Origin of the sequence: Candidatus Phycorickettsia trachydisci, from assembly GCF_003015145.1 — a bacterium.
Classification (GTDB): Bacteria; Pseudomonadota; Alphaproteobacteria; order Rickettsiales; family Rickettsiaceae; genus Phycorickettsia; species Phycorickettsia trachydisci.
Window position 1 is genome coordinate 1330082 of sequence record NZ_CP027845.1, and the last position, 19777, is coordinate 1349858.

Below are 19777 nucleotides of genomic sequence, written 5' to 3' on the forward strand. Positions count from 1 at the left end.
TTGTGACTTTTTTCACTCTAACATATTTTTCTTTTCTAAAATAAGTCCAAATTAGATGAGATATCCAAGGTAAATTGGTTATCCTGCCATCAATAAGTGGCTACCACTTAGTTAAACCGTAAGTTTAAAAAAATGTTAATTTAAAGGTAATTATTTATGACAAAAATGCAAAAAATATTTTTATCAATGTTAGCAACTGCAAGTGCTCTTTCTTTCGCAAGCGCAGATTGTGGTTATTATTTAACTGGTTCAGCAGGCGCTTTAATACCAAATAAGTATGCTAAATCAGGCTTAAATAGCGATACTCGCGAAATTCAAATTAAAAGAGCTTCTACTGCTTTAGAATTTAGTGTTGGAGCTGGATATCACGTATTAGACAACTTAAGAGTTGAAGCATTATACGTAAAGCCTCTTTTAAATAATAGTAAAATACAAAAGAAAGATGCAGGTGATGCAGATTTTTCAAAATTATATTCTGTTAAAACTAACCTTGACTCAGTACAATTAAGGGGTTACTACGATTTAACTGATGTTAAAGATTTCGGAAAATTATATGTAGGTGCCGGTGTTGGCGTATCTTACTTAAGAGGTAAATTAACAGATGGTACAAATACCTACAAATTTAACGGCAGATACAATCTTGCTTTTGCTGTTGGAGTAGGAGGTGAATTTGAAGTAGCAAATAATACCAAATTAGGTGTAGAGTATAATTACTCTGATCACGGTAAAGCTAAAACTGAAAAAGATAGCAGCGTTTTCTACAGAACTCCTGTTCGTGGACACAGCATCTTAGCAAAACTAAGATTTGAAATTTAGTTGCCCAAAGTCTTCCAGAGCTTATGTCTCTGGCTGGCTTTTTATATCCATTCTAAAAGGAGAGGGTATCTCTAAAGTATAATTCTTTGTATCAATTGTGCCTTTTATTCCCATACAAAAAGGCTTATTTATATCACCGTGACCAAAGCCATCTGTTTTAAATACAGGCACTTTAATTTCTTTAGCAAATACATTAAGTACGTCTTTCATATGCTCAGCATCGCTAATAATATCACCAAACACTATTGCTTTTACTTTCTTTAATAATCCAGCATATTCCATTTGCTTTAAAGAGCGCATAACTGAATATGGTGCTTCATTGACTTCTTCTAACATCAAAATAGCATTATCAAAATTAGGATGAAGTTTTGTTCCTATGATGGTTGTAATAACTGTTAAGTTTCCTCCAGTTATCACGCCTTGGATGGCCCTGGTTGCAAGTTTATTTAAAGGAGTAAGAATAAAACTAGAACTTTTACCTTGTAGCAAGTCTAGGATAGGAGGCATTTTCTCAGATTTTCTCAAAATTTGATTAAAAACTTCGCCATGGATAGAAGGAATGCCCAATTTTTTGTTAAATAATATATGCAAACTAGTAATATCGCTGCATCCAATCAATATCTTAGGTGATTTAAGCTCAAAATTTTTTTTAAGTAGCTCATGGGCAACCTCACTTGCTCCATATCCTCCACGCCAACACCAAATTAATTTCACCTCATCATCTTCCAAGAAATCTATGAGGTTTTGAGTGCGTTTTTCTAAAGGAGCTGCGTAAAAAAGATGTGAAGTATCATGAAGTACTTGAAAATTACATTTGGTTTTAATGCTGTGTGCATCCATTGTTTTGAAACAGACTTTTGCAAGACGTGTAAAATCATCACTACTATGCATACGAGAAGATGGAGCAATTATCGCGCAATATTCAGATCTAGGGTCAAAATTAATTTTCATTCTACTTTATTATACATTTCTGCGTAATGGATATTATCTTTGAGTAATTCATCATGCTTCCCCTGTCCCACAACCATTCCATCTTTAAGCACAATTATGTTATCTGCATCCTTTATAGATGAGAGTTTATGCGTTACTATGATTATTGTTTGCTTTTTGTTTTTGATGGAATCTAAAATTGCTTCTTCATTCTGTGAATCTAAGCTACTTGTTGCCTCATCTAATATCAAGATAGGTGCTTTTTTGACAAACGCTCTTGCAAGAGAAAGTCTTTGTCTTTGACCTCCTGATAGTTTTGTGCCTTGAAATCCTATTTGACTTTCGTAGCCTTGTGACATTTGCTTTACAAACTCATCTGCTAACGCATCTTTTGAAGCTTTGATTACAGCTTCTTCATCAGCATCCATGGTGTATCGAATATTTTCTAAAACGCTTGTATCAAATAGAAGCACACTTTGGGATACTAAAGCAATCTGTGCGCGCAAAGAATCCGTTTTGATGTCTCTAATACTGTGATTACCCAATAATATTTTACCACTAGTTGGTTCATAAAACTTGAGTAACAGGTTGATGATAGAGGTTTTGCCGCTACCAGATTGCCCCACAATAGCCGTAATCTTGCCGGCTGGTATCTCAAAGGTTACATCATTTAAAATATGTTTGTCTGTTATCTCTAAATTAACGTTTTCAAAGTATATATTTGGATTTCCTAACTTCACATCTATAGCGCTTGGAATATCTATAATTGTAGGTTTTGTATCAAGTATCTCAAATAACCTTTTACTAGCTGCAATACCTTCTTGCAGACGTACGTTTAAGGATAAAATGTCCTTAAAAGGCCTATATGCGGCAACAAAGGCGGTGATAAATGAAATTACCGCTCCAGGCGTAGAAGTTTGATTAATAATTTGCCATCCTCCATAAAATAAAATCACGGCCAAAGCAACTCCACTTAAAGCTTCGGTCATAGGTGATGTAAGACAATCTAGTAGTATAGATCTGCGAGAAATTTTATATATCTCCTTCATGTGCTCCTTTGCCTTAGAAATTTCTAAATTTTCGCCCATGTAAGATTTGACCACTTCGATAGATAGGAACACTTCATCCAAAGTGGCAGTGTAGTCTGATAACTTCTCTTGCATAGCGTATACGGTATTACGCATTCTTCTTCCAATTTGCTGTACTGGATAAATTGCAACAGGAAATACGAAAAACACTATTATAGAAAGTGTTGGATCCATCTTGAACATCATGATGACTAAAAATACCACCATCAGAAGGTTTTTAGCGATGCCTACAAGTAAGCTAGAAACTGCTGACTTCATGAGCTGTATGTCATTCGTAAATCTGGATATAAATTTTCCTGGAGGCTGGCTCCTGATGAAGCTTAAATCAGAATGCATTAGATGCTCAAATAATAAAACCTGCAGGTCTATCAAGATCTTTTGCCCAGTTGATCTTACCAAATATTCTTGAGCAAACTCTGCCAAAGCTTTTATGCATTGAACTGCAATAATACTTAAAGGCAAAATAAACAGCATCGACCTATCGCTGGAATAAAATATATTATCAAATGCAGGCTTTACGATTTGTACTAAAGCTGCAGCGCAAAGGGCTACAACCACCATCAAAATGCTTGCTAAAAGTAGCTCTTTAAAATATGGCCTTATATGGTTTTTTACTAAACGTTTCAGAATATAAAAAAAATCGTCCTTGATCACTCTTTAACTTTCTTATTAATACATGATATATTAACCTATCATATACTAATTTATAAATCACTACATGTTGAAAAAATTAGACTTAGATCAACTGGCCTCAATTATAATGATTTTAGCAGCTTTATTGGCTCTAGCTATTAGCAATACGCCTTTGGTAAGTGGATATGAAGCCCTGCGTCATTTTCAGATAGGAGCGCTTAGTTTTGAGGAATGGGTTAAAGATCTACTTATGGCAATATTTTTTTTAAAAATTGCCCTAGAGCTTAAGTTGGAGTTTTATGAAGGATGCCTTAAAGAGCGCAGCCAAATAATATTGCCCCTAATTGCAACAGCTGGGGGAGTAATATTTCCCGCTATCTTTTATTGGTTAGCTAATCTGAGAACTCCAGATAATTTATCAGGATTTGCAATACCCTGCGCAACGGATATCGCTTTTGCAATATGCATATTTAACCTAGTGGCTAAGAACTTTAGTAATGCAATCAAAATCTTTTTATTATCAATTGCAATATTTGATGATTTGGCTGCAATGCTTATCATAGCAATCTTTTACAATCATGCATTAAACTTGCTTCCAATTGTTGGAGCAATAGGTATTGTATGTATTATGTTTTACTTACATCGTCAAAAAGTAGCTAACTTGAGCATATATTTAGTGTTAGGTATCCCCTTATGGTTATGCTTTTATTTCGGCGGAGTGCATACGACTATGTCAGGAGTATTGTTGGGAGCATTTATCCCAATGTTAGGAGCTGATGGTTCTTCTCCTTTAAAAAAATTAGCGCACACCATTCATCACTGGGTAAACTTCTTGATATTGCCTATTTTTGCTTTTGTTGCAAGCGGAGTGTCATTCTTACATTTGGGCATATCTGATTTATTAAACCCCATACCACTTGGCATAATTTTAGGACTATTTTTAGGTAAACAGGTTGGAATTTTTGCGTGTACTTATTTCTCTGTGAAAAACAAAATTGCCGAAATGCCTGAAAAAAGTAATTGGTTTGAAGTATACGGCGTATCGGTTTTAGCAGGTATTGGATTTACTATGAGCTTATTTATGAGCTTTTTAGCATTCGAAGATCATGTACGTCAAGACTTAGCTAAAATAGGGATACTCTTTAGCTCTGTTGTGACAGTAGCATATGCATCGATCTTCATTAAACTAGATATAAGAAGCGCTGTAGCCAAGAGCAAGGTATCACTACAAGTTTACAGTAATGATATTAGAGAAAGAGTTATAGCGGGTTTGCGACAAGGTCAAACCTATAATGATTTAGCTAGGAATTTTAATATTAGCCCCTCGACTGTTGAAGGATGGTATGAGGAATATAAAAAAGATACATTTATTCCTGCTCAACGTAAAAACTCTAAAGCTAAGATAGATTTGGATGCACTTGAGGAATACGTACGTCTTAAACCTCATATGAAGCTTGAAGAAGCAGCAAAATATTTTGGATTTAGCAAGTGGACAATAAGACATTGGCTTAAGCAACTAGGATATCGCTACGAAAGGAAGCCAGCGCCTGCTTGGAGGTATGCGCCATAAAAATTCAAAACATATTAAAAAATAAGCGGTTAGGATTAATATAGTGTGATATTTTTACAACACTGTGGCTAAAATATCACATATTATATCATTTATAAATATATAGCTGAGGAATATGTATTTGGCTTTAGTGATGAGGGTTTATTTAGGGGCGATCAATTACAAATCTTGACTCTTTCTTGATCTTTTTGATAACCCGAAAGTGGCCTTATAACAACTTTATATAAATCTTTTTAGGTTAATTGGTTTATCCTCTGGGATCGCTGCTTAGAAACCCCTATTGGAAGATTGCTCATTGAGTGGTATGTTAGTTGGCGTATCTTAAACGAATGTTAATGGGGATATTCACACTGACATAGCATAATTTATTTCACTTTTTCTTCTAAAGCATCTTTTTTAGAGTATTTTTGCAGTGTCAGATCGAGGTTTTGTTTCTTATCTTCCTTGATGCTTACCTTTAGCCGCTTTGCTTGCTTGATGCTGAAAGGTATGCTCATGACGTACATAATCAGCATGAATGGTATAATATACCACGGATAAAGTAGCATCTCCATCGTAAATATCGCGAACGTAAGCATTACAAGCCAAACTTGTTCTTTAGAAATGTGCATGTGCTTTAAAGAAAAGGTTGGAATTTTGCTGGCAAGTAACAAGCTGATACCTATTACATAAAAAGGAATTATAAAGCCATAAGATCTAATATTAAGTTTACTAATCAATTCAAAACTCAGCATTAGAGGCATTAAAACTAAAACGGCACCAATAGGAGCTGGTACTCCGGTGAAAAATATCTTCTGCGCTGGATCGTTAGAGTTAGATGCCAGATTGGTGTTAAATCTTGCAAGTCTTATAACCATACAGATTGCATAAATCACAGTAGCATTCCAAAGAAGACCTGGGTGTACCATGGGTAAAAGCCATAAATACAGGATAAATACAGGAAAAATACCAAAATTTGCAAAATCACATAATGAGTCAAGTTCGGCTCCAAAAGGACTAGTGGCATTCAAGAAGCGTGCAACCCTTCCATCTACACCATCAATGATTGCTGCAATAATTATGCATACTACTGACTTCTCCCAATTACCGTCAAGAGCTGCCTTAAGACTGCTAAGCCCAATAGTCAGGGACATCAGCGTGAGTAAATTGGGTATTAATTTAACTAGCGCCAATGGTTTATGAAAATGCTTATTATTAATTTTAATCATCTGATTTTGAATTTATTCAGTTTAAACTATAATAGCAAATAGCCGAGGTTGCAAATAATGACATATGATATTTTACCCCAAAAACTTTGATATAGTATCACATCAAATAAAAAGTGATAAACTTTATGGCATAATGTTTCATGGCTCTGAAAAGGGTTTAATAGATTACTACGTTTCACAGGTGCAAAAAATTTTAGAATTACCTGTGCGTAAAATAACTTATTCAGAAGACTTTGCGTTATCAGAAACCTTAAACGCTTTGAGCTTTTTTAGCACGAAAGAAATTATCATCATCACTGGAGTTAATGGAAACATTACAAAAGAGATTGCACAGACGCTAAAAACTCAGACGCATAATTTTCCAATTTTTATCGCAGATGATCTTGCTCCAAGTTTAAAGCAATTATTCCAAAAGCAAGCTAACCTAGCGTTAGTTCCATGTTATCCAGAGTCTGCCATAGATTTGCAACTTATTGTTAAAAGATACCTTGCGGGTAAGGGGATAGAGCCAAAAGCTTTAGAATATTTATGCGCTAACCTTAATAGTGATAGGCAGTTCTTATATAGCGAGTTGGATAAGCTTTTGATTTACTGTAATGATAAGGATCAAATTACTCTTGAAGATGTGCATGAAGCTATAGTACCAATGAGGAATGTCTCTTTAGATCAGTTGATTATAAGTTTTGTTAAGGGTGATTTAAAAAATTATCTAAATGACATAGAGTGCTTGCTGCATAATAATATTCCCGAGATGCTGATTATCAGGAGCCTTGTCAAATATTATACTAACCTGTATACTGTAAAACTACATACAAAAGCTGGAATGAGCGTCGATGAAGCTATGAAGCTTTTAAAGCCGCCTGTATTTTTTATGTATGTGAAACATTTTAAAGAATTTGTTGCAACATTAAATTGTACTTCAATTTTTAATGCGCTAAAGCTTTTGACGGCCGCCGAAGTGAAGTTAAAATCAACTGGCGCAAATGTAAAAAATATTTTTGAAAATCTTTTATTAAATAATTATGAGAAGAATTTACTTATTACTTATTCTGCTAACATGTAGCGGATCTGCTTTAGCTGATACCGAGATGCTAATTAATGAAATTAAGAAATTAACGGGGGAAGTTGAGATGCTCAAGTATGACATTCGAATTCTCAAGCAGCAGATAGAAAAAATTCAAGCTAAAAATGCTATCCCCCAAATTCCTGACAATCCAACTCCTAAAATTGAGTCAAAAGAAGAAGTCAAATCTGAAGAAGATTCTGTAAAACCTCTAGTAGAGGAATCTAAAGTAGAGGAAGCAAAAGAGCCTAATGAAAAAGTTCAATATGATATTGCTTTGAGCGCACTGAAAGATAAAAAATATGATCTTGCTAAAATCAAGTTTGCTGATTTAATTGCAACTTATCCAGAAAGTAGCTTACTTGATAGAATGATTTTTTGGTATGCTGAAGCCTTGTTTTATGAAAAAGATTATTATAATGCTGCATCATACTATTTGAAGTGCTATCAAAAATATCCAAAAGGACAAAAGGCGCCTGATGCCCTCTTAAAAGTTGCGATGTCATTGGGAGAATTAAAGCAACCAGAGCAATCTTGTCAAATCCTTGATAAACTTGAAAAAGAGTTTCAAAATTTAAGTAGTAACATGAAAAAAAGTGTGAAAGATTTAAAGTTAAAGCATAATTGTAAGTAAATATGCTCCTTATACTTGCGTGCATATTTAGCTCTATACTACTTTCTAACTTGGGATGTTTAATGGTATGGAATAGATATACCTATCTTACAGACAGCATTATCCACGTCCTTTTACTTGCTGCTGTTTTGCATGGTATTTTCGGTATTCCTTTAGAATGGTGCAGTTGTTTTGTAAGTATGCTATTTGTTGCTACTAGTAGCTATCTGCAGAAGCATTTTCAAGATCATAGCCTAGTTTTAAGCGTTGCAACAACTTCTCTTATTGCTGTTAGCATTATTATTGCCGAAAGTATGAATATAGATCTTGATATTGAGGGTATTTTATTTGGAGATTTACTGCTTACAAATATACGAGAAGTGACGATGTTGGGTATATGTGCATTACTATCTATTGGGCTTATATGGAATAAGTTTGAGACTATTGTAGTTGCTGCTTTAAATGAGGATATTGCTGCAAGTTTGGGTATTAATATATCTAGGTGGCGAGCTATTTTGTTGTGTTTTGCAGCATTTAACGTCAGTATGGTTGTAAAAATTGTGGGAGGATTGATGGTTGGCAGTCTTTGTATTGTTCCTGTATTTTTTGCAAGGCTTATTAGCAAAACGCCTCAAACAATGCTAATTTATGCTGCAACTTTTTCTCTTGTGCTTAATTTGCTAGGTCTAAAGTTGGCATTCTTACTCAATTTCTCCGTTGCTGCGACTATTTGTATAGCTCAAGTGATAGGTTTATTTTTGACTTTACTGGGTAAAAAGTATATTGTATGAAAAAAAATAAAAATTATGAAAATCTCTGCTAATTCACTCAAAATAGGAAACATTATAGTACAAGATGGCAAGTTAATGCTTATTGCTAAAGCTCCAGAGCACGTCAAACCTGGTAAGGGTCCTGCATATGTTCAACTTGAATTAAAAGATATTAAAACAAAAACTAAAACCGTTCAACGCGTTAGTTCATCAGATTATCTTGAGAAAGCTCATTTAGAGCAAAAAGAATATCAGTTCTTATATCAAGATGAAAAATCATTGTTCTTCATGGGTACCCAAGATTTTGATCAAATTGAACTTGATAAAAGTGATTTTGATAAAGGAATGCTTGCATTTTTGCAAGACGGGATGCTTATTAAAATAGATTTTTTTGAGAGTGATCCAATTAACTTCATACTTCCTTCAACTGTAACATTAGAAATATCAGAGACTGATCCTGTGATTAAAGGTGCAACGGCTGCTTCATCTTATAAGCCTGCGTTATTAGAAAATGGTATTACTATAAAGGTTCCACCTTATTTAAATATTGGCGATAAGGTTGTGGTTAAAACAGAAGATTCATCTTTTGTTGAAAGAGTAAAATAATGCTTAAAGTACTTGGTATCGAGTCTAGTTGCGATGATACTTCAGCTAGCGTTGTTACAAGTGATAGAAAAATATTATCTAACATTATCGTTTCTCAACATGAACAGCATAGGCCATATTTAGGGGTTGTGCCTGAAATTGCCGCTCGGGCGCATTTGGATAACATGGATTATTGCGTTAAAAGTGCCCTTGAGCGGGCTAATTTGACTTTGGACGAGATTGATGCGATTAGTGTTACGGTTGGACCGGGGCTCATAGGTGGTCTTATTGTGGGAATGATGTACGGACAAGGTCTTAGTCATATTGTCAAAAAAAAGCTTCTGCATATCAATCACCTAGAGGGGCATATCTTGACGGCAAGGCTAGCAAATAAAGATTTAGACTATCCTTATCTTGCTCTGCTTATATCTGGAGGGCATTCCGAATTTATTTATGTTAAAGGAACAGGCGATTATCAAGTAATAGGACGCACCTTAGATGATTCTGTAGGTGAATGCATTGATAAAGTGGCAAAGAGGCTGGATTTGGGTTATCCTGGTGGTCCTGTGGTTGAAAAAATGGCACTATCTGGTGATCATACAAAATATCCTCTACCAATTCCTATGCTAAAAAGCGATAATTGTGACCTGTCTTTTTCGGGTCTTAAAACTGCCGCGCGTCTTTTAATTCAGGATCTATTAACACAAATGCGATTGGAAGAATTTGTAAATGATGTATGTGCCTCTCTTCAATATTCTATCGTCAGGAGCTTAGTGTTAAAAACTAAAAAGGCTATACAAGAGTTAAATTTACGAACTAATTTAGCTCTGGCTGGTGGTGTTGCGTGTAATTTATATTTCCAATCCGAGCTTCAAAAGGCTATATCTCCCGTTAAGTTAATCACCTCACCTAAAGAATTGTGTACTGACAATGCTGCTATGATTGCCTGGGCAGGAATTGAGCGTATTCAAGTGGGTCTTGATGATCAAAAACATTCTCTCAACGCCCAAATGAGATTATAAAAAAGTTAGCTAAGAAGTTTTTGGTATATATGATCTGGCACTTCGTAGTTACCAAAGACGCGTTGGACGTCATCCAAATCCTCAAGAGTATCTACTAACTTGAATAGCGTGCGGCATTTATCTTCATCTTCAACGGATACCAAATTTTTTGGCCTCCACCCAATGTATGACTCTTCAGGATCTCCTAATTCTTTGACAATATTATCTAGAACATCTGAGAAACTTTCTATTTCAGTATAAAAAGTATGTTCATCATCTTCGGAGACGACATCTATGGCGCCGGATTCAATTGCTATTTGCATTATTTTATCAGGATCTGCTTTTACATCATCTGCTTTGTAAGTGATTATCCCTATGTGATCAAACATGAAGCTTACACTTCCAGTTTCGCCTAGGTTACCAGCATATTTGCTAAACGTGGATCTGACAGCTGATGCAGTACGGTTTCTATTGTCTGTTAAGGCCTCAACAATAATTGCGATGCCACCTTGTGCAAAGCCTTCATACCTCATCTCGTCATACTGATCTTGTCCTGTAGGATTAGTTACTTGCTTGATAGCATTATCAATTCTATCTTTCGGGATATTTATCTTTTTAGCTGCTGCAATTGCATGACGAAGCTTGCTATTTGAGTCTGGGGTTGGCGCTCCTTGCTTTGCCGCTACTATTATGTCTTTAAGGACTTTTGTAAATACCTTAGCTCTTTTTTTATCTTGTGCGCCTTTGCGGTGCTGTATATTCTTAAACTTGGAATGGCCTGCCATAAACTAGAACTATTGCAAAGAAATTCTTTTTGGGTCTTTTGTTGTCATAATCGTACGCGGGATTCTCAAATACATTTGAGTATTATCCGGTTTTCCGTGCGATTATTCCTAAAAATACCTCAAAAATAATTATCTTGCAATAGCTCTATTTACATTAGTACGAAACCTAACGATAAAAGCATATTACGAGTTTCATAAAGAGGCAAGTCTTGTATTGGTGCTAGAGAGCCAGAAAAAAATATTACGAAACTAGCTGCTATCCTTTTAAAATCATGGCCTCCAGGCATATTTAAGCCTTGCTTGCTTTTGACATAATTTTCAATTTCTTCTTCTGTTAGGCGTTTGATTTTTAAAATGCTAGTTGTAGTTCTAATTTTTTTGATTATAGTAGTCCCTTCTTTTTTAATAAAGCAAACCGATACATAAACCTTGTGCCTTCTACCTGATATTTTTTGTAAATTTTGCCTTACTAACTCATCATTTGTTGCAACAGGTAAAATGCGATTTCCAAGAGCGGCGATTTTACTAGATGCTACGAAAATACCATCGCTATTATGATTTTCTAGCAATTTTTCTGCCCTTTGTGTAGCAAGATTTTGTGAAACAATAATAGGACTATCGCCTGCTGCCTCAGATATAGTTGGTATATCTAGAACTTGACTAGGGGTAGCGCCTATTTTGCTCAGAGCTTTCTGCAGGCTGCTATCAGTTATTAAATTCTGTTTCAAGGTTATTTATAACGATGGACTATTCTTCCTTTTGTTAGGTCGTATACGTTGATTTCTAGCTTAACTCGGTCGCCTACAAGAATTCTGATGCGATTTTTCCTAATCTTGCCTGAAATGTGAGCTATTATGACGTGCTCTTTATCCGGATTATTCTCGAGAGCCAATCTGACCCTAAAAGTTCCTCCAGGTAACAGCTCCGTCACTACTCCTTCGTATTCTACTAAAGATTCTTTATTTGACATGTTTATTATTTATTCTTACATAACCAATCAATATAGCAAGTTTTGAAAATATACAATGTTTAAATTTTAAACTAGCTAGAGTAATTTTTTATAACTGTTTATTTGCAATTAATTGGTATGACTAATCTCCGCTTCTTCTGGTTTTGCGGCGTCTGCGCCTTGATTCTTGTTCTTTGCGAACCTTCTTTAAAGGGTTAGGCTCATGGAATTTGCATAATTTGACTTTAGCATATAAACCCTCCCTTTGACATTTACGCCTTAAATCAAGCAAAGATTTCTTAGGATCATAAGGCTGAACTTGAACTTGTATCACTTGTATTTAGTTACCTAATTTAATTAATATGTTGATCACTTACTACAATAAATATATAATTGCATACATGCACAAATTTCTTTCATTATGAATAATTCACAAGAAAAATTACGCGACTCTTTCTTGCAGGAGCTTCAAAATTTATCTATTTCCTGCGGCTGGAGCGATGGACTTCCAGAGCTTGCATGCAGCAAAATGCAATTACATCCTAAATACTATTATATATGGTTTAGTCGCGGTAGCCAAGAGATTTTATCATTTCTGGAAGAAAAATATGATCAAGAAATGTTAAATAAGCTCGAAAGCATGACTGAGATAAGGGGAATTACGAACAAAATTTGCGCAGCTCTTACAGCAAGAATTTGTGAAACTTCTTGTTCTAAAGCCTTAGCAGAAGCAAATTTTAAGTATTATCGCAAGCCTTCTAATATTGCCTTTGCATCAAAAATCACTTGGCGCAGTGTAGATAAAATATGGAGATATGCGGGTGATAATTCTACTGATTTTAACTATTACTCTAAAAGAGGACTATTGCACTCGGTGTATCTGGCAAGCCAGAGACGCTATCACTTTGACAACTCTGAAAATCATGCAAGTACCAGAGAATTTATCTCTTTATCCCTAAATCAAATAGTCCAAACTGCCAAGACAACGAAAAAAATATATAATTTTTTACATAAGTTACCTGTTATTCGAATGTTTGTATGAATTATCCAAAAGTATCCTCAAGCCCAGATTTTGCGAAACTTGAAAAAAAGATTTTAGAATATTGGAAAAAAAATCAAACTTTTAAGAAATCAGTTGATAAGAATCCAGCTGAAAAAAATGGACAAAGTAACGAATTTAGATTCTATGACGGTCCTCCTTTTGCAAACGGTTTGCCTCATTATGGTCATCTTTTAACAGGTTTTATTAAAGATGTATTTGCTAGATATCAGACATCTAAAGGTAAGAAAGTAGAGCGTCGCTTTGGCTGGGACTGCCACGGTTTGCCAGCTGAAATGCCTGTAGAAAAGGAACTGGGTTTATCTGGTCAAAAGTCAATTGCAAACTACGGGATAGACAAATTTAACGCTCATTGCAAGCGTGAAGTACAAAAATATACAGACCTTTGGGAAGATTACGTAACAAGACAAGCTAGATGGGTTGATTTTAAAAACTCATACAAAACCATGGATAAGGATTACATGGAATCTGTTATGTGGGCTTTCTCAGAGCTTTATAAGAAAGGATACGTATACCAGGCAATGCGGGTTATGCCTTACTCATGGGCTTGTCAAACTCCTTTATCACATTTTGAAACAAGGCTTGATAATAGCTATCGCCAGCGTGCTGATAATGCTGTTACTGTTAGCTTTATCTTAAAAAATAAACCAGATTTTATTAATGTTACTGCTAAAAGTTATAGAATACTTGCTTGGACGACAACTCCATGGACTTTACCTAGCAATTTAGCCTTAGCGGTAAATCCTGAGCTTGAATATTGTGCTAGTTTGCAGGGAGATGCGTGTTATATTTTTGCTTCCTTTGCTAAAGAAAGTCTAAAAATTTCAGAAGTTGCTCAAACCTTTAAAGGCAAAGTCTTAGAAAACTTAGAATATAAGCCTATATTTGATTATTTTTCGGATCATGGAAGTTCATTTAGAGTTTTAGGAGCTGAATTTGTAACCGAAGGAAGTGGTACTGGCATTGTACATATTGCTCCAGGTTTTGGTGAAGATGACCATGAGTTATGTCAAAAGCATAATATAGAGTTAGTATGTCCTGTTGATAGTGAGGGTAAATTTACTAGCCAAGTGCCAGATCTTGAAGGGTTAAATGTATTTGATGCGAATGATAAAATTATCATCAAACTTAAAAAGCAAGGTAATTGGATAAAAACAGAGCAGTATTTACATAACTATCCTCATTGTTGGAGGACTGACACTCCATTGATCTATAAAGCAATGCCATCTTGGTATGTGAAGGTGACGGCTTTTAAAGATAGAATGGTTGAGCTAAATCAACAGATTAACTGGATACCTTCGCATATTAAAGATGGCATTTTCCATAACTGGCTACAAGGAGCAAAAGATTGGGCTATAAGTCGTAATAGATTTTGGGGCACACCTATTCCAATATGGCAATCTGATGATCCAAAGTACCCGAGGATAGATGTCTATGGTTCTATCGCTGAATTAGAAAGAGACTTTAAAACTAAAATTACAGACCTTCATAGGCCTTATGTAGATCACCTTATGCGTCCTAATCCAGATGATCCGACAGGCAAATCAATGATGCGTAGAATTCCTGATATCTTTGATTGCTGGTTTGAGAGTGGTTCTATGCCTTATGCGCAAATCCATTATCCTTTTGAGAACCGGGAGCAATTTGAAAAAAGATTTCCTGCAGATTTTATTGTTGAATATGTAGCACAAACGCGAGGTTGGTTTTACACCTTAATGGTTTTATCTACAGCGCTTTTTGATAAGCCTCCCTTTTTGAATTGTATCTGCCATGGCGTTATTTTAGATAGCAGCGGTCAAAAGCTTTCTAAACGCCTAAATAATTATAAAGATCCTATGGAGCTTTTTGCTGAGTATGGATCAGATGCAATGAGGCTTACAATGCTTTGCTCCTCAGTTATGCAAGGTCAAGAGTTTTTAATTGATAAAGAAGGCAAAATCATATACGAAACTTTGCGGCTTTATATTAAGCCGATATGGAATGCGTACCATTTTTTCACTATGTACGCAAACATTGATCAAATAAATGCTGAAATAGATTATTCATCTCAAAATGTCTTAGATAGATATATTTTATCTAAGCTTTCTTTGGCAATAGGTCAGATTGAATCGGCGTTAGATAATTTTGATACTCAAACAGCAGCACAAAGTTTATTTGACTTTTTTGAGGTGCTCAATAACTGGTATATAAGGCGTAGTAGGCCAAGGTTTTGGAAATCAGAAAAAGATGAGGATAAAATTACGGCATATAATACCTTATTTACTTGCATAGATCATATAATAAGAGCAAGTAGTTCGCTTATACCACTGCTTTCTGAAGAGATATATTTGGGGCTTCATAAGGAAGCAGAGAGCATTCATTTAGAATCGTTCCCAAGTAACTTAGATATTAAAGTCGATCCTGAGTTAGTTGAAAGCATGGACGCGGTATTAGATATTTGCAATTGCGCGCTATTTATAAGAAATTCTCAAAATGTTCGTATTAGGCAGCCTTTGGGCGTTTTAAGTATAATATCCGATCAAAGCCATAACTTAGAGCAATTTGAGGATATTATTAAGGCTGAGGTTAATGTTAAAAACATTGCATTTGAAAGCGACGTAGATCAATTTGCCTCTCTAAAACTGAGTCTGAATTTACCTATAATAGCCAAACGTATTCCAGCTAAAATAAAAGATATAATAGCTGCAAGTAGGTCGGGTAACTGGAAGCAAGAAGGGCAGCAAATTAGGATTGCGGATGTGGTTTTAGAACAAAATGAGTTTGATTTAAAACTTGAACCGAAAGATGGGGATAAGGGCATTAAAGTGCTAAGTAATATAAATGGCATTATAAAACTTGATTTAACAATAACGCATGAGCTTTATTTAGAGGGGCTAGCAAGAGACTTGATAAGATTCATACAGCAGGCAAGAAAAGATGCTGAGTGCGAGATTAGTCAACATATAGATATTGCAATTGATACGGACAATCAAGATTTACTTGAGGCAGTTAACTTGCATAAAGGCTTTATAGAGGAGCAAACTTTGTCAAAACTACGAGAGGAGACTAATGCGCAAAATTATGAAATAGCCGTCAAAGAACTTGATTGCAAAATTATTCTCTTTAAGAAATGACGGCAAGACATAGTATACCTATGTGGCATATGCGCGGATTTCAAAAGTTTTACTTCATCACGGTCGATCTTGAAAAATTTTGCACAGTCCCCATAGCAAAGGTATAGAAATAAATCCAGATACTATAATTGCTTGGGCTAAATTGTGTGTTACTCTATAAGTTAGCCATAATATAATTAAACTATAGCTTGGAAAAATACTTCCTAAAATCAGAGCCGTATTTTTGATTCCCATTTTTAGGTCATCATTTCGAGCTTTAATAACTTGTTTAATATTGTTTGTCATAACTATAACCACATTTAGAGGGTTAACCAATAAACATAACAGTTGTATTATGATAAAAAATGCAACTGTTATATATGATCTTACAAAAATTAAAATTAAAAATCTATTAAAAAAATACTTTTTTTGTATTGATTATATTTGGCAGCCGTTAGTAAATTTTAAGTTGAGTGACATAATTATTTAATCAATCTAAGGTTAGTAATAAATTATCCTTAGAGTTGATTAATTAAGATTTATTGCTACTGATATATTTTAATCCATCGTATCTGAAGTACCCAAATCAGATCCAGAGCAGTCTAAGTTTTCTTCTAGTATAATATGTTCGGGTGATTTTATATCTTCTATTTCATCTACCTTTGATTTTGGGGTGAATTTTTTATTTTCAAACTTTGCTTCTGCGATAGCCTGGGCAGTTAATTTATCTATTCCTTGAAGAGATAATTCTTTGATTAGTGCATTCTTCCTTAACTGGTGGGAAGGATTTATTGAACTGTTGGGTATATCATCTATAAGGTCTTTGCGATATCTTGTTTTATTGTTAGGTAGTGCTGATTTTTTAGATTCTAAGAAACTTTCTGAAGAATTTTTAGGACTTACATTTTGATGCATGTAATTTTGTGACTCAAATATTGCACTTTCTAAAGCCTCATGCAAGAATATTCCTAGCATGTTGGCATTTTCGAGTATTATATCTGTATTAATCCCTAGGTCATTAGCTACAGCGAATAATTCCTGTAATTTTGGTTCATAACATGGAGTGCTTCTTGTATCTTGTAGATGGTGATTGATAATTTCAATGAATTCGCATTCTGTATGCTGTTCGAGCAATTCTACGATATCTATCTCTAGTTGATTAGCTGCGTCTAATGCTTCTTCAAAGGAAGTACAATGAGTATACGTAGAGGGGAATAGGATTCCTGGCTCTGTGTCAGTATTACTCAAAAATTCTGTTGAGACGAAGCTGTTAGATCCTTCAAATTTTGTGCTGCTATATGAATTACTTTGCCGCATTAAAGATTGCGGAACAATAAAACCGTCTTCTAAAATTTCATTAATTTCAGAGAAATCAAAGACGGTTTTGTTAGTCTTTGCTAGTGATTTATTATCTACATTATCCATAAAAATTTTTTTGAGCTTGATTATATTCTAATTCTAGCTATATCAAATAATTTTTAATTTTTAAACCAATATTAATTAAAAAATGTCTTTTTTTGATGCGAAAATCCCACAAATGCTTTAATAAGCTGTTCAAGTCAAGATTCTTCGATTCTAAACGAAGATCTCGCATACATTAAAAGAAGTAATAATTAATTTGGATTTGTATTTGAGGTTGGGATTGTTATTAAAAAATTGTGGGCCCCTAAACATAGGGGCCTTAGAAAATTGTTGAGATAAATATTATCTCTTAGAGAATTGTGTACTCTTACGAGCTTTACGTTTACCGTATTTTTTACGCTCTACAATACGAGAGTCACGAGTAAGAAGACCATTTTGTCTTAGAGATTTTCTTTTAGATGGATGAAGTGCATCAATTGCTTTACTTAATGCATGACGAATAGCACCAACCTGTCCACTTAATCCCCCACCTTGTACTGTGCAGTTAAAATCAAGCTGTCCTTGCATTTCTGCTACTTCTAAAGGCTTTAAAATATCAAGCTTATAGCTTTCTCTGGTAAAATATTCTTGCATGAATTTGCCATTTACCTTAAATGAGCCAGATCCCTTACGAAGCCATAGACGGGCTATAGAAGTTTTGCGCTTTCCTGTACCGTAAGATGAGTCTGCAATTTTAGTTGTTTCTGTTTGAGGTATAGCTTCCATATTTTATCTTTTATTTTTAGGGTTTTTGCTACCAAAATCATATACTTCTGGCTTTTGAGCGCTGTGTGGATGTTCAGATCCTGCGTATATATGTAGATTACTCATTTGTCTATTGCGCAAAGTGTTTTTGCTAATCATACGTTTTACAGCCAGCTCTAAAACTCTTTCAGGATACTTGCCTTCTAACAATTTACCTGCAGTTGTTTCTTTAATACCTCCTGGATGACCGGTATGCCAGTAATAAATCTTACCATCTTTTCTTGCAGCTTTATTACCCGTTAATTTGATATCTTTTGCATTAATAACAACAACATTGTCGCCGCAATCCATATGAGGAGTGAAAGTAGGTTTATGCTTTCCTCTTAGAATTTTTGCTATTTCAGATGCAAGTCTACCTAAAACCAGGTCTTTTGCATCAATTAGAAGCCATGGCTTGCTTATATCGCCAGCTTTTATAGAGTAAGTTTTATTCATTATCAAAATCTATCATTATTCTAAAGAGTAATAGTAACAAACATAGCAAGTTTTGTCAACGATTTAGATGATAAGATAAACTTGCTTGTTAGGCTTTTATGTAATTTTCAAATTGCACAACTTTTAAGCTGCATCAAATTGATTAAAAATTTCCCCCATAATTTTATCATTAGTGTCAGACCAATACACTAAAGGTTCACGATTTTCTGAAGTATTACTTTCATATATTTTGTTCCAATGGTCTTCAAAGTGAGGTAATTTAACAATTTCTTCGCTGCCATAGTGAATATTAAATGCTAAAATCGCATCTTGTAACTTTTGATCTGTGTCGCATACATATCCTAGAGTAGATAATTTTGACTGAATGTCCGCTTTTAAGGTTGATTCAACTTCATCTTTGGATTGACTTGCGAGAATTTGTTGCCAAGAAATAATGTCCACATTACTACGTTTATCTATAAATGCCCAAGCTCCAAAGTCCATTTCCGTTCCAAACCCTTCAGCTGAATGTGATGCGCGAGCAAATTTAGCCCATGGGAAGAAGGGACTAGGGTCAATTTTTCTGCCGGGTGCCCAATCTGAATGTCCTACAACTAATAAGGGATTAAATTTATATTTATCATGCAAGATGTTTAATAAGTAAGCATTAGACCTCATTTGTTCCTCTGGAAAAAGCTCATTGCCTGTATTTACGTTCTCAATGCCAATAGAGTGAAGATTAAGTGATGCTATACGACCTTTTGGGTTAAATTTACTGCCTTTAGTAAACTCTCCAACTCCTGCGTGCCATGCAGCTACTGTATCAGGTACTAAATTATAAACATTTCCGGTTTTATCTATAACGTAGTGAGCAGATACCTTATCTGGCGTTAAAAAGATATCCAAAGTTCCTCGAAAATCTGCAACTGTATGGTGTTGTACTATACACTCTATTTTGTGAGTATAATTAGGGCTTTGATATTCTGTACTAATTGGTAAAGATTCATAGGCTTTTTTCATAATAATTTCATAGT

The 19777-nt window shown here is 34.8% G+C and carries 21 protein-coding genes; 9 read left to right on the top strand and 12 right to left on the bottom strand.

Annotation, left to right across the window (positions count from 1 at the left end; translation table 11 throughout):
• Nucleotides 1–156: 156 nt before the first annotated feature.
• Entirely contained in the window at nucleotides 157–816 is a 660-nt protein-coding gene (locus phytr_RS05720; RefSeq protein WP_106874903.1) for an outer membrane protein, read from the top strand.
• A 21-nt stretch (nucleotides 817–837) separates the two neighbouring features.
• Here the strand turns inward: phytr_RS05720 and phytr_RS05725 are convergent, their stop codons facing one another.
• Nucleotides 838–1767, bottom strand: coding sequence for an LD-carboxypeptidase (locus phytr_RS05725; RefSeq protein ID WP_106874904.1), 930 nt, complete (start codon nucleotides 1765–1767; stop codon nucleotides 838–840).
• Nucleotides 1764–3488 carry an ABC transporter ATP-binding protein gene (locus phytr_RS05730; RefSeq protein ID WP_234352489.1) on the bottom strand — a complete coding sequence of 575 codons (1725 nt, stop codon included), beginning with the start codon at nucleotides 3486–3488 and terminating at the stop codon, nucleotides 1764–1766. Before phytr_RS05730 ends, phytr_RS05725 begins: the two co-directional genes overlap by 4 nt.
• A 64-nt stretch (nucleotides 3489–3552) precedes the next feature.
• Here phytr_RS05730 and nhaA point away from each other — a divergent pair, with 64 nt between their 5' ends.
• On the top strand, nucleotides 3553–5037 hold the full coding sequence (gene nhaA / locus phytr_RS05735; protein ID WP_106874905.1) for a Na+/H+ antiporter NhaA: 1485 nt from the start codon (nucleotides 3553–3555) through the stop codon (nucleotides 5035–5037).
• A 365-nt stretch (nucleotides 5038–5402) separates the two neighbouring features.
• On the opposite strand, the gene phytr_RS05740 is transcribed toward nhaA, so the two are convergent.
• Entirely contained in the window at nucleotides 5403–6245 is an 843-nt protein-coding gene (locus tag phytr_RS05740) for a CDP-alcohol phosphatidyltransferase family protein (protein WP_106874906.1), read from the bottom strand.
• 64 nt (nucleotides 6246–6309) lie between these two features.
• Between phytr_RS05740 and holA the strand changes: the two genes are divergently transcribed.
• Genes holA through tsaD form a run of 5 tightly spaced genes read left to right on the top strand, consistent with a single transcriptional unit; the run spans nucleotide 6310 to nucleotide 10298 of the window.
• Entirely contained in the window at nucleotides 6310–7308 is a 999-nt protein-coding gene (gene holA / locus phytr_RS05745; RefSeq protein WP_106874907.1) for a DNA polymerase III subunit delta, read from the top strand.
• On the top strand, nucleotides 7268–7942 hold the full coding sequence (gene ybgF, locus phytr_RS05750; RefSeq protein WP_106874908.1) for a tol-pal system protein YbgF: 675 nt from the start codon (nucleotides 7268–7270) through the stop codon (nucleotides 7940–7942). Before holA ends, ybgF begins: the two co-directional genes overlap by 41 nt.
• 2 nt (nucleotides 7943–7944) lie before the next feature.
• Entirely contained in the window at nucleotides 7945–8712 is a 768-nt protein-coding gene (locus phytr_RS05755; protein ID WP_106874909.1) for a metal ABC transporter permease, read from the top strand.
• Between the two features lie 15 nt (nucleotides 8713–8727).
• Entirely contained in the window at nucleotides 8728–9297 is a 570-nt protein-coding gene (efp, locus tag phytr_RS05760) for an elongation factor P (protein ID WP_106874910.1), read from the top strand.
• Nucleotides 9297–10298, top strand: a complete 1002-nt coding sequence (tsaD, locus tag phytr_RS05765) for a tRNA (adenosine(37)-N6)-threonylcarbamoyltransferase complex transferase subunit TsaD (RefSeq protein WP_106874911.1) — start codon at nucleotides 9297–9299, stop codon at nucleotides 10296–10298. The genes efp and tsaD overlap by 1 nt, the downstream gene beginning before the upstream one ends.
• 5 nt (nucleotides 10299–10303) lie before the next feature.
• On the opposite strand, the gene phytr_RS05770 is transcribed toward tsaD, so the two are convergent.
• The 4 genes from phytr_RS05770 to phytr_RS05785 all read right to left on the bottom strand — a co-directional run bounded on the left by phytr_RS05770 (nucleotide 10304) and on the right by phytr_RS05785 (nucleotide 12345).
• Complete coding sequence (locus phytr_RS05770) at nucleotides 10304–11062, bottom strand: YebC/PmpR family DNA-binding transcriptional regulator (RefSeq protein WP_106874912.1); 759 nt, start codon at nucleotides 11060–11062, stop codon at nucleotides 10304–10306.
• A 149-nt stretch (nucleotides 11063–11211) separates the two neighbouring features.
• On the bottom strand, nucleotides 11212–11790 hold the full coding sequence (locus phytr_RS05775; RefSeq protein WP_158706894.1) for a Maf family protein: 579 nt from the start codon (nucleotides 11788–11790) through the stop codon (nucleotides 11212–11214).
• Nucleotides 11791–11792: 2 nt separating this feature from the next.
• On the bottom strand, nucleotides 11793–12032 hold the full coding sequence (gene infA, locus phytr_RS05780; protein WP_106874914.1) for a translation initiation factor IF-1: 240 nt from the start codon (nucleotides 12030–12032) through the stop codon (nucleotides 11793–11795).
• Nucleotides 12033–12153: 121 nt separating this feature from the next.
• Complete coding sequence (locus phytr_RS05785; RefSeq protein WP_158706895.1) at nucleotides 12154–12345, bottom strand: 30S ribosomal protein S21; 192 nt, start codon at nucleotides 12343–12345, stop codon at nucleotides 12154–12156.
• Between the two features lie 87 nt (nucleotides 12346–12432).
• Between phytr_RS05785 and phytr_RS05790 the strand changes: the two genes are divergently transcribed.
• Nucleotides 12433–13053 carry a COQ9 family protein gene (locus phytr_RS05790; RefSeq protein ID WP_106874916.1) on the top strand — a complete coding sequence of 207 codons (621 nt, stop codon included), beginning with the start codon at nucleotides 12433–12435 and terminating at the stop codon, nucleotides 13051–13053.
• On the top strand, nucleotides 13050–16184 hold the full coding sequence (ileS, locus tag phytr_RS05795) for an isoleucine--tRNA ligase (RefSeq protein ID WP_106874917.1): 3135 nt from the start codon (nucleotides 13050–13052) through the stop codon (nucleotides 16182–16184). The genes phytr_RS05790 and ileS overlap by 4 nt, the downstream gene beginning before the upstream one ends.
• Before the next feature lie 57 nt (nucleotides 16185–16241).
• Here ileS and phytr_RS05800 read toward each other — a convergent pair whose 3' ends face one another.
• From phytr_RS05800 to phytr_RS05820, 5 genes are all read right to left on the bottom strand, one after another.
• On the bottom strand, nucleotides 16242–16469 hold the full coding sequence (locus tag phytr_RS05800) for a hypothetical protein (RefSeq protein ID WP_106874918.1): 228 nt from the start codon (nucleotides 16467–16469) through the stop codon (nucleotides 16242–16244).
• 252 nt (nucleotides 16470–16721) lie between these two features.
• Nucleotides 16722–17588, bottom strand: a complete 867-nt coding sequence (locus phytr_RS05805; protein ID WP_106874919.1) for a hypothetical protein — start codon at nucleotides 17586–17588, stop codon at nucleotides 16722–16724.
• Nucleotides 17589–17867: 279 nt separating this feature from the next.
• Nucleotides 17868–18290, bottom strand: a complete 423-nt coding sequence (gene rpsI, locus phytr_RS05810) for a 30S ribosomal protein S9 (protein ID WP_106874920.1) — start codon at nucleotides 18288–18290, stop codon at nucleotides 17868–17870.
• A 3-nt stretch (nucleotides 18291–18293) separates the two neighbouring features.
• Entirely contained in the window at nucleotides 18294–18764 is a 471-nt protein-coding gene (gene rplM, locus phytr_RS05815; protein ID WP_106874921.1) for a 50S ribosomal protein L13, read from the bottom strand.
• A gap of 123 nt (nucleotides 18765–18887) precedes the next feature.
• Nucleotides 18888–19763 carry an N-acetylmuramoyl-L-alanine amidase gene (locus phytr_RS05820; protein WP_106874922.1) on the bottom strand — a complete coding sequence of 292 codons (876 nt, stop codon included), beginning with the start codon at nucleotides 19761–19763 and terminating at the stop codon, nucleotides 18888–18890.
• Between the last annotated feature and the right edge of the window lie 14 nt (nucleotides 19764–19777).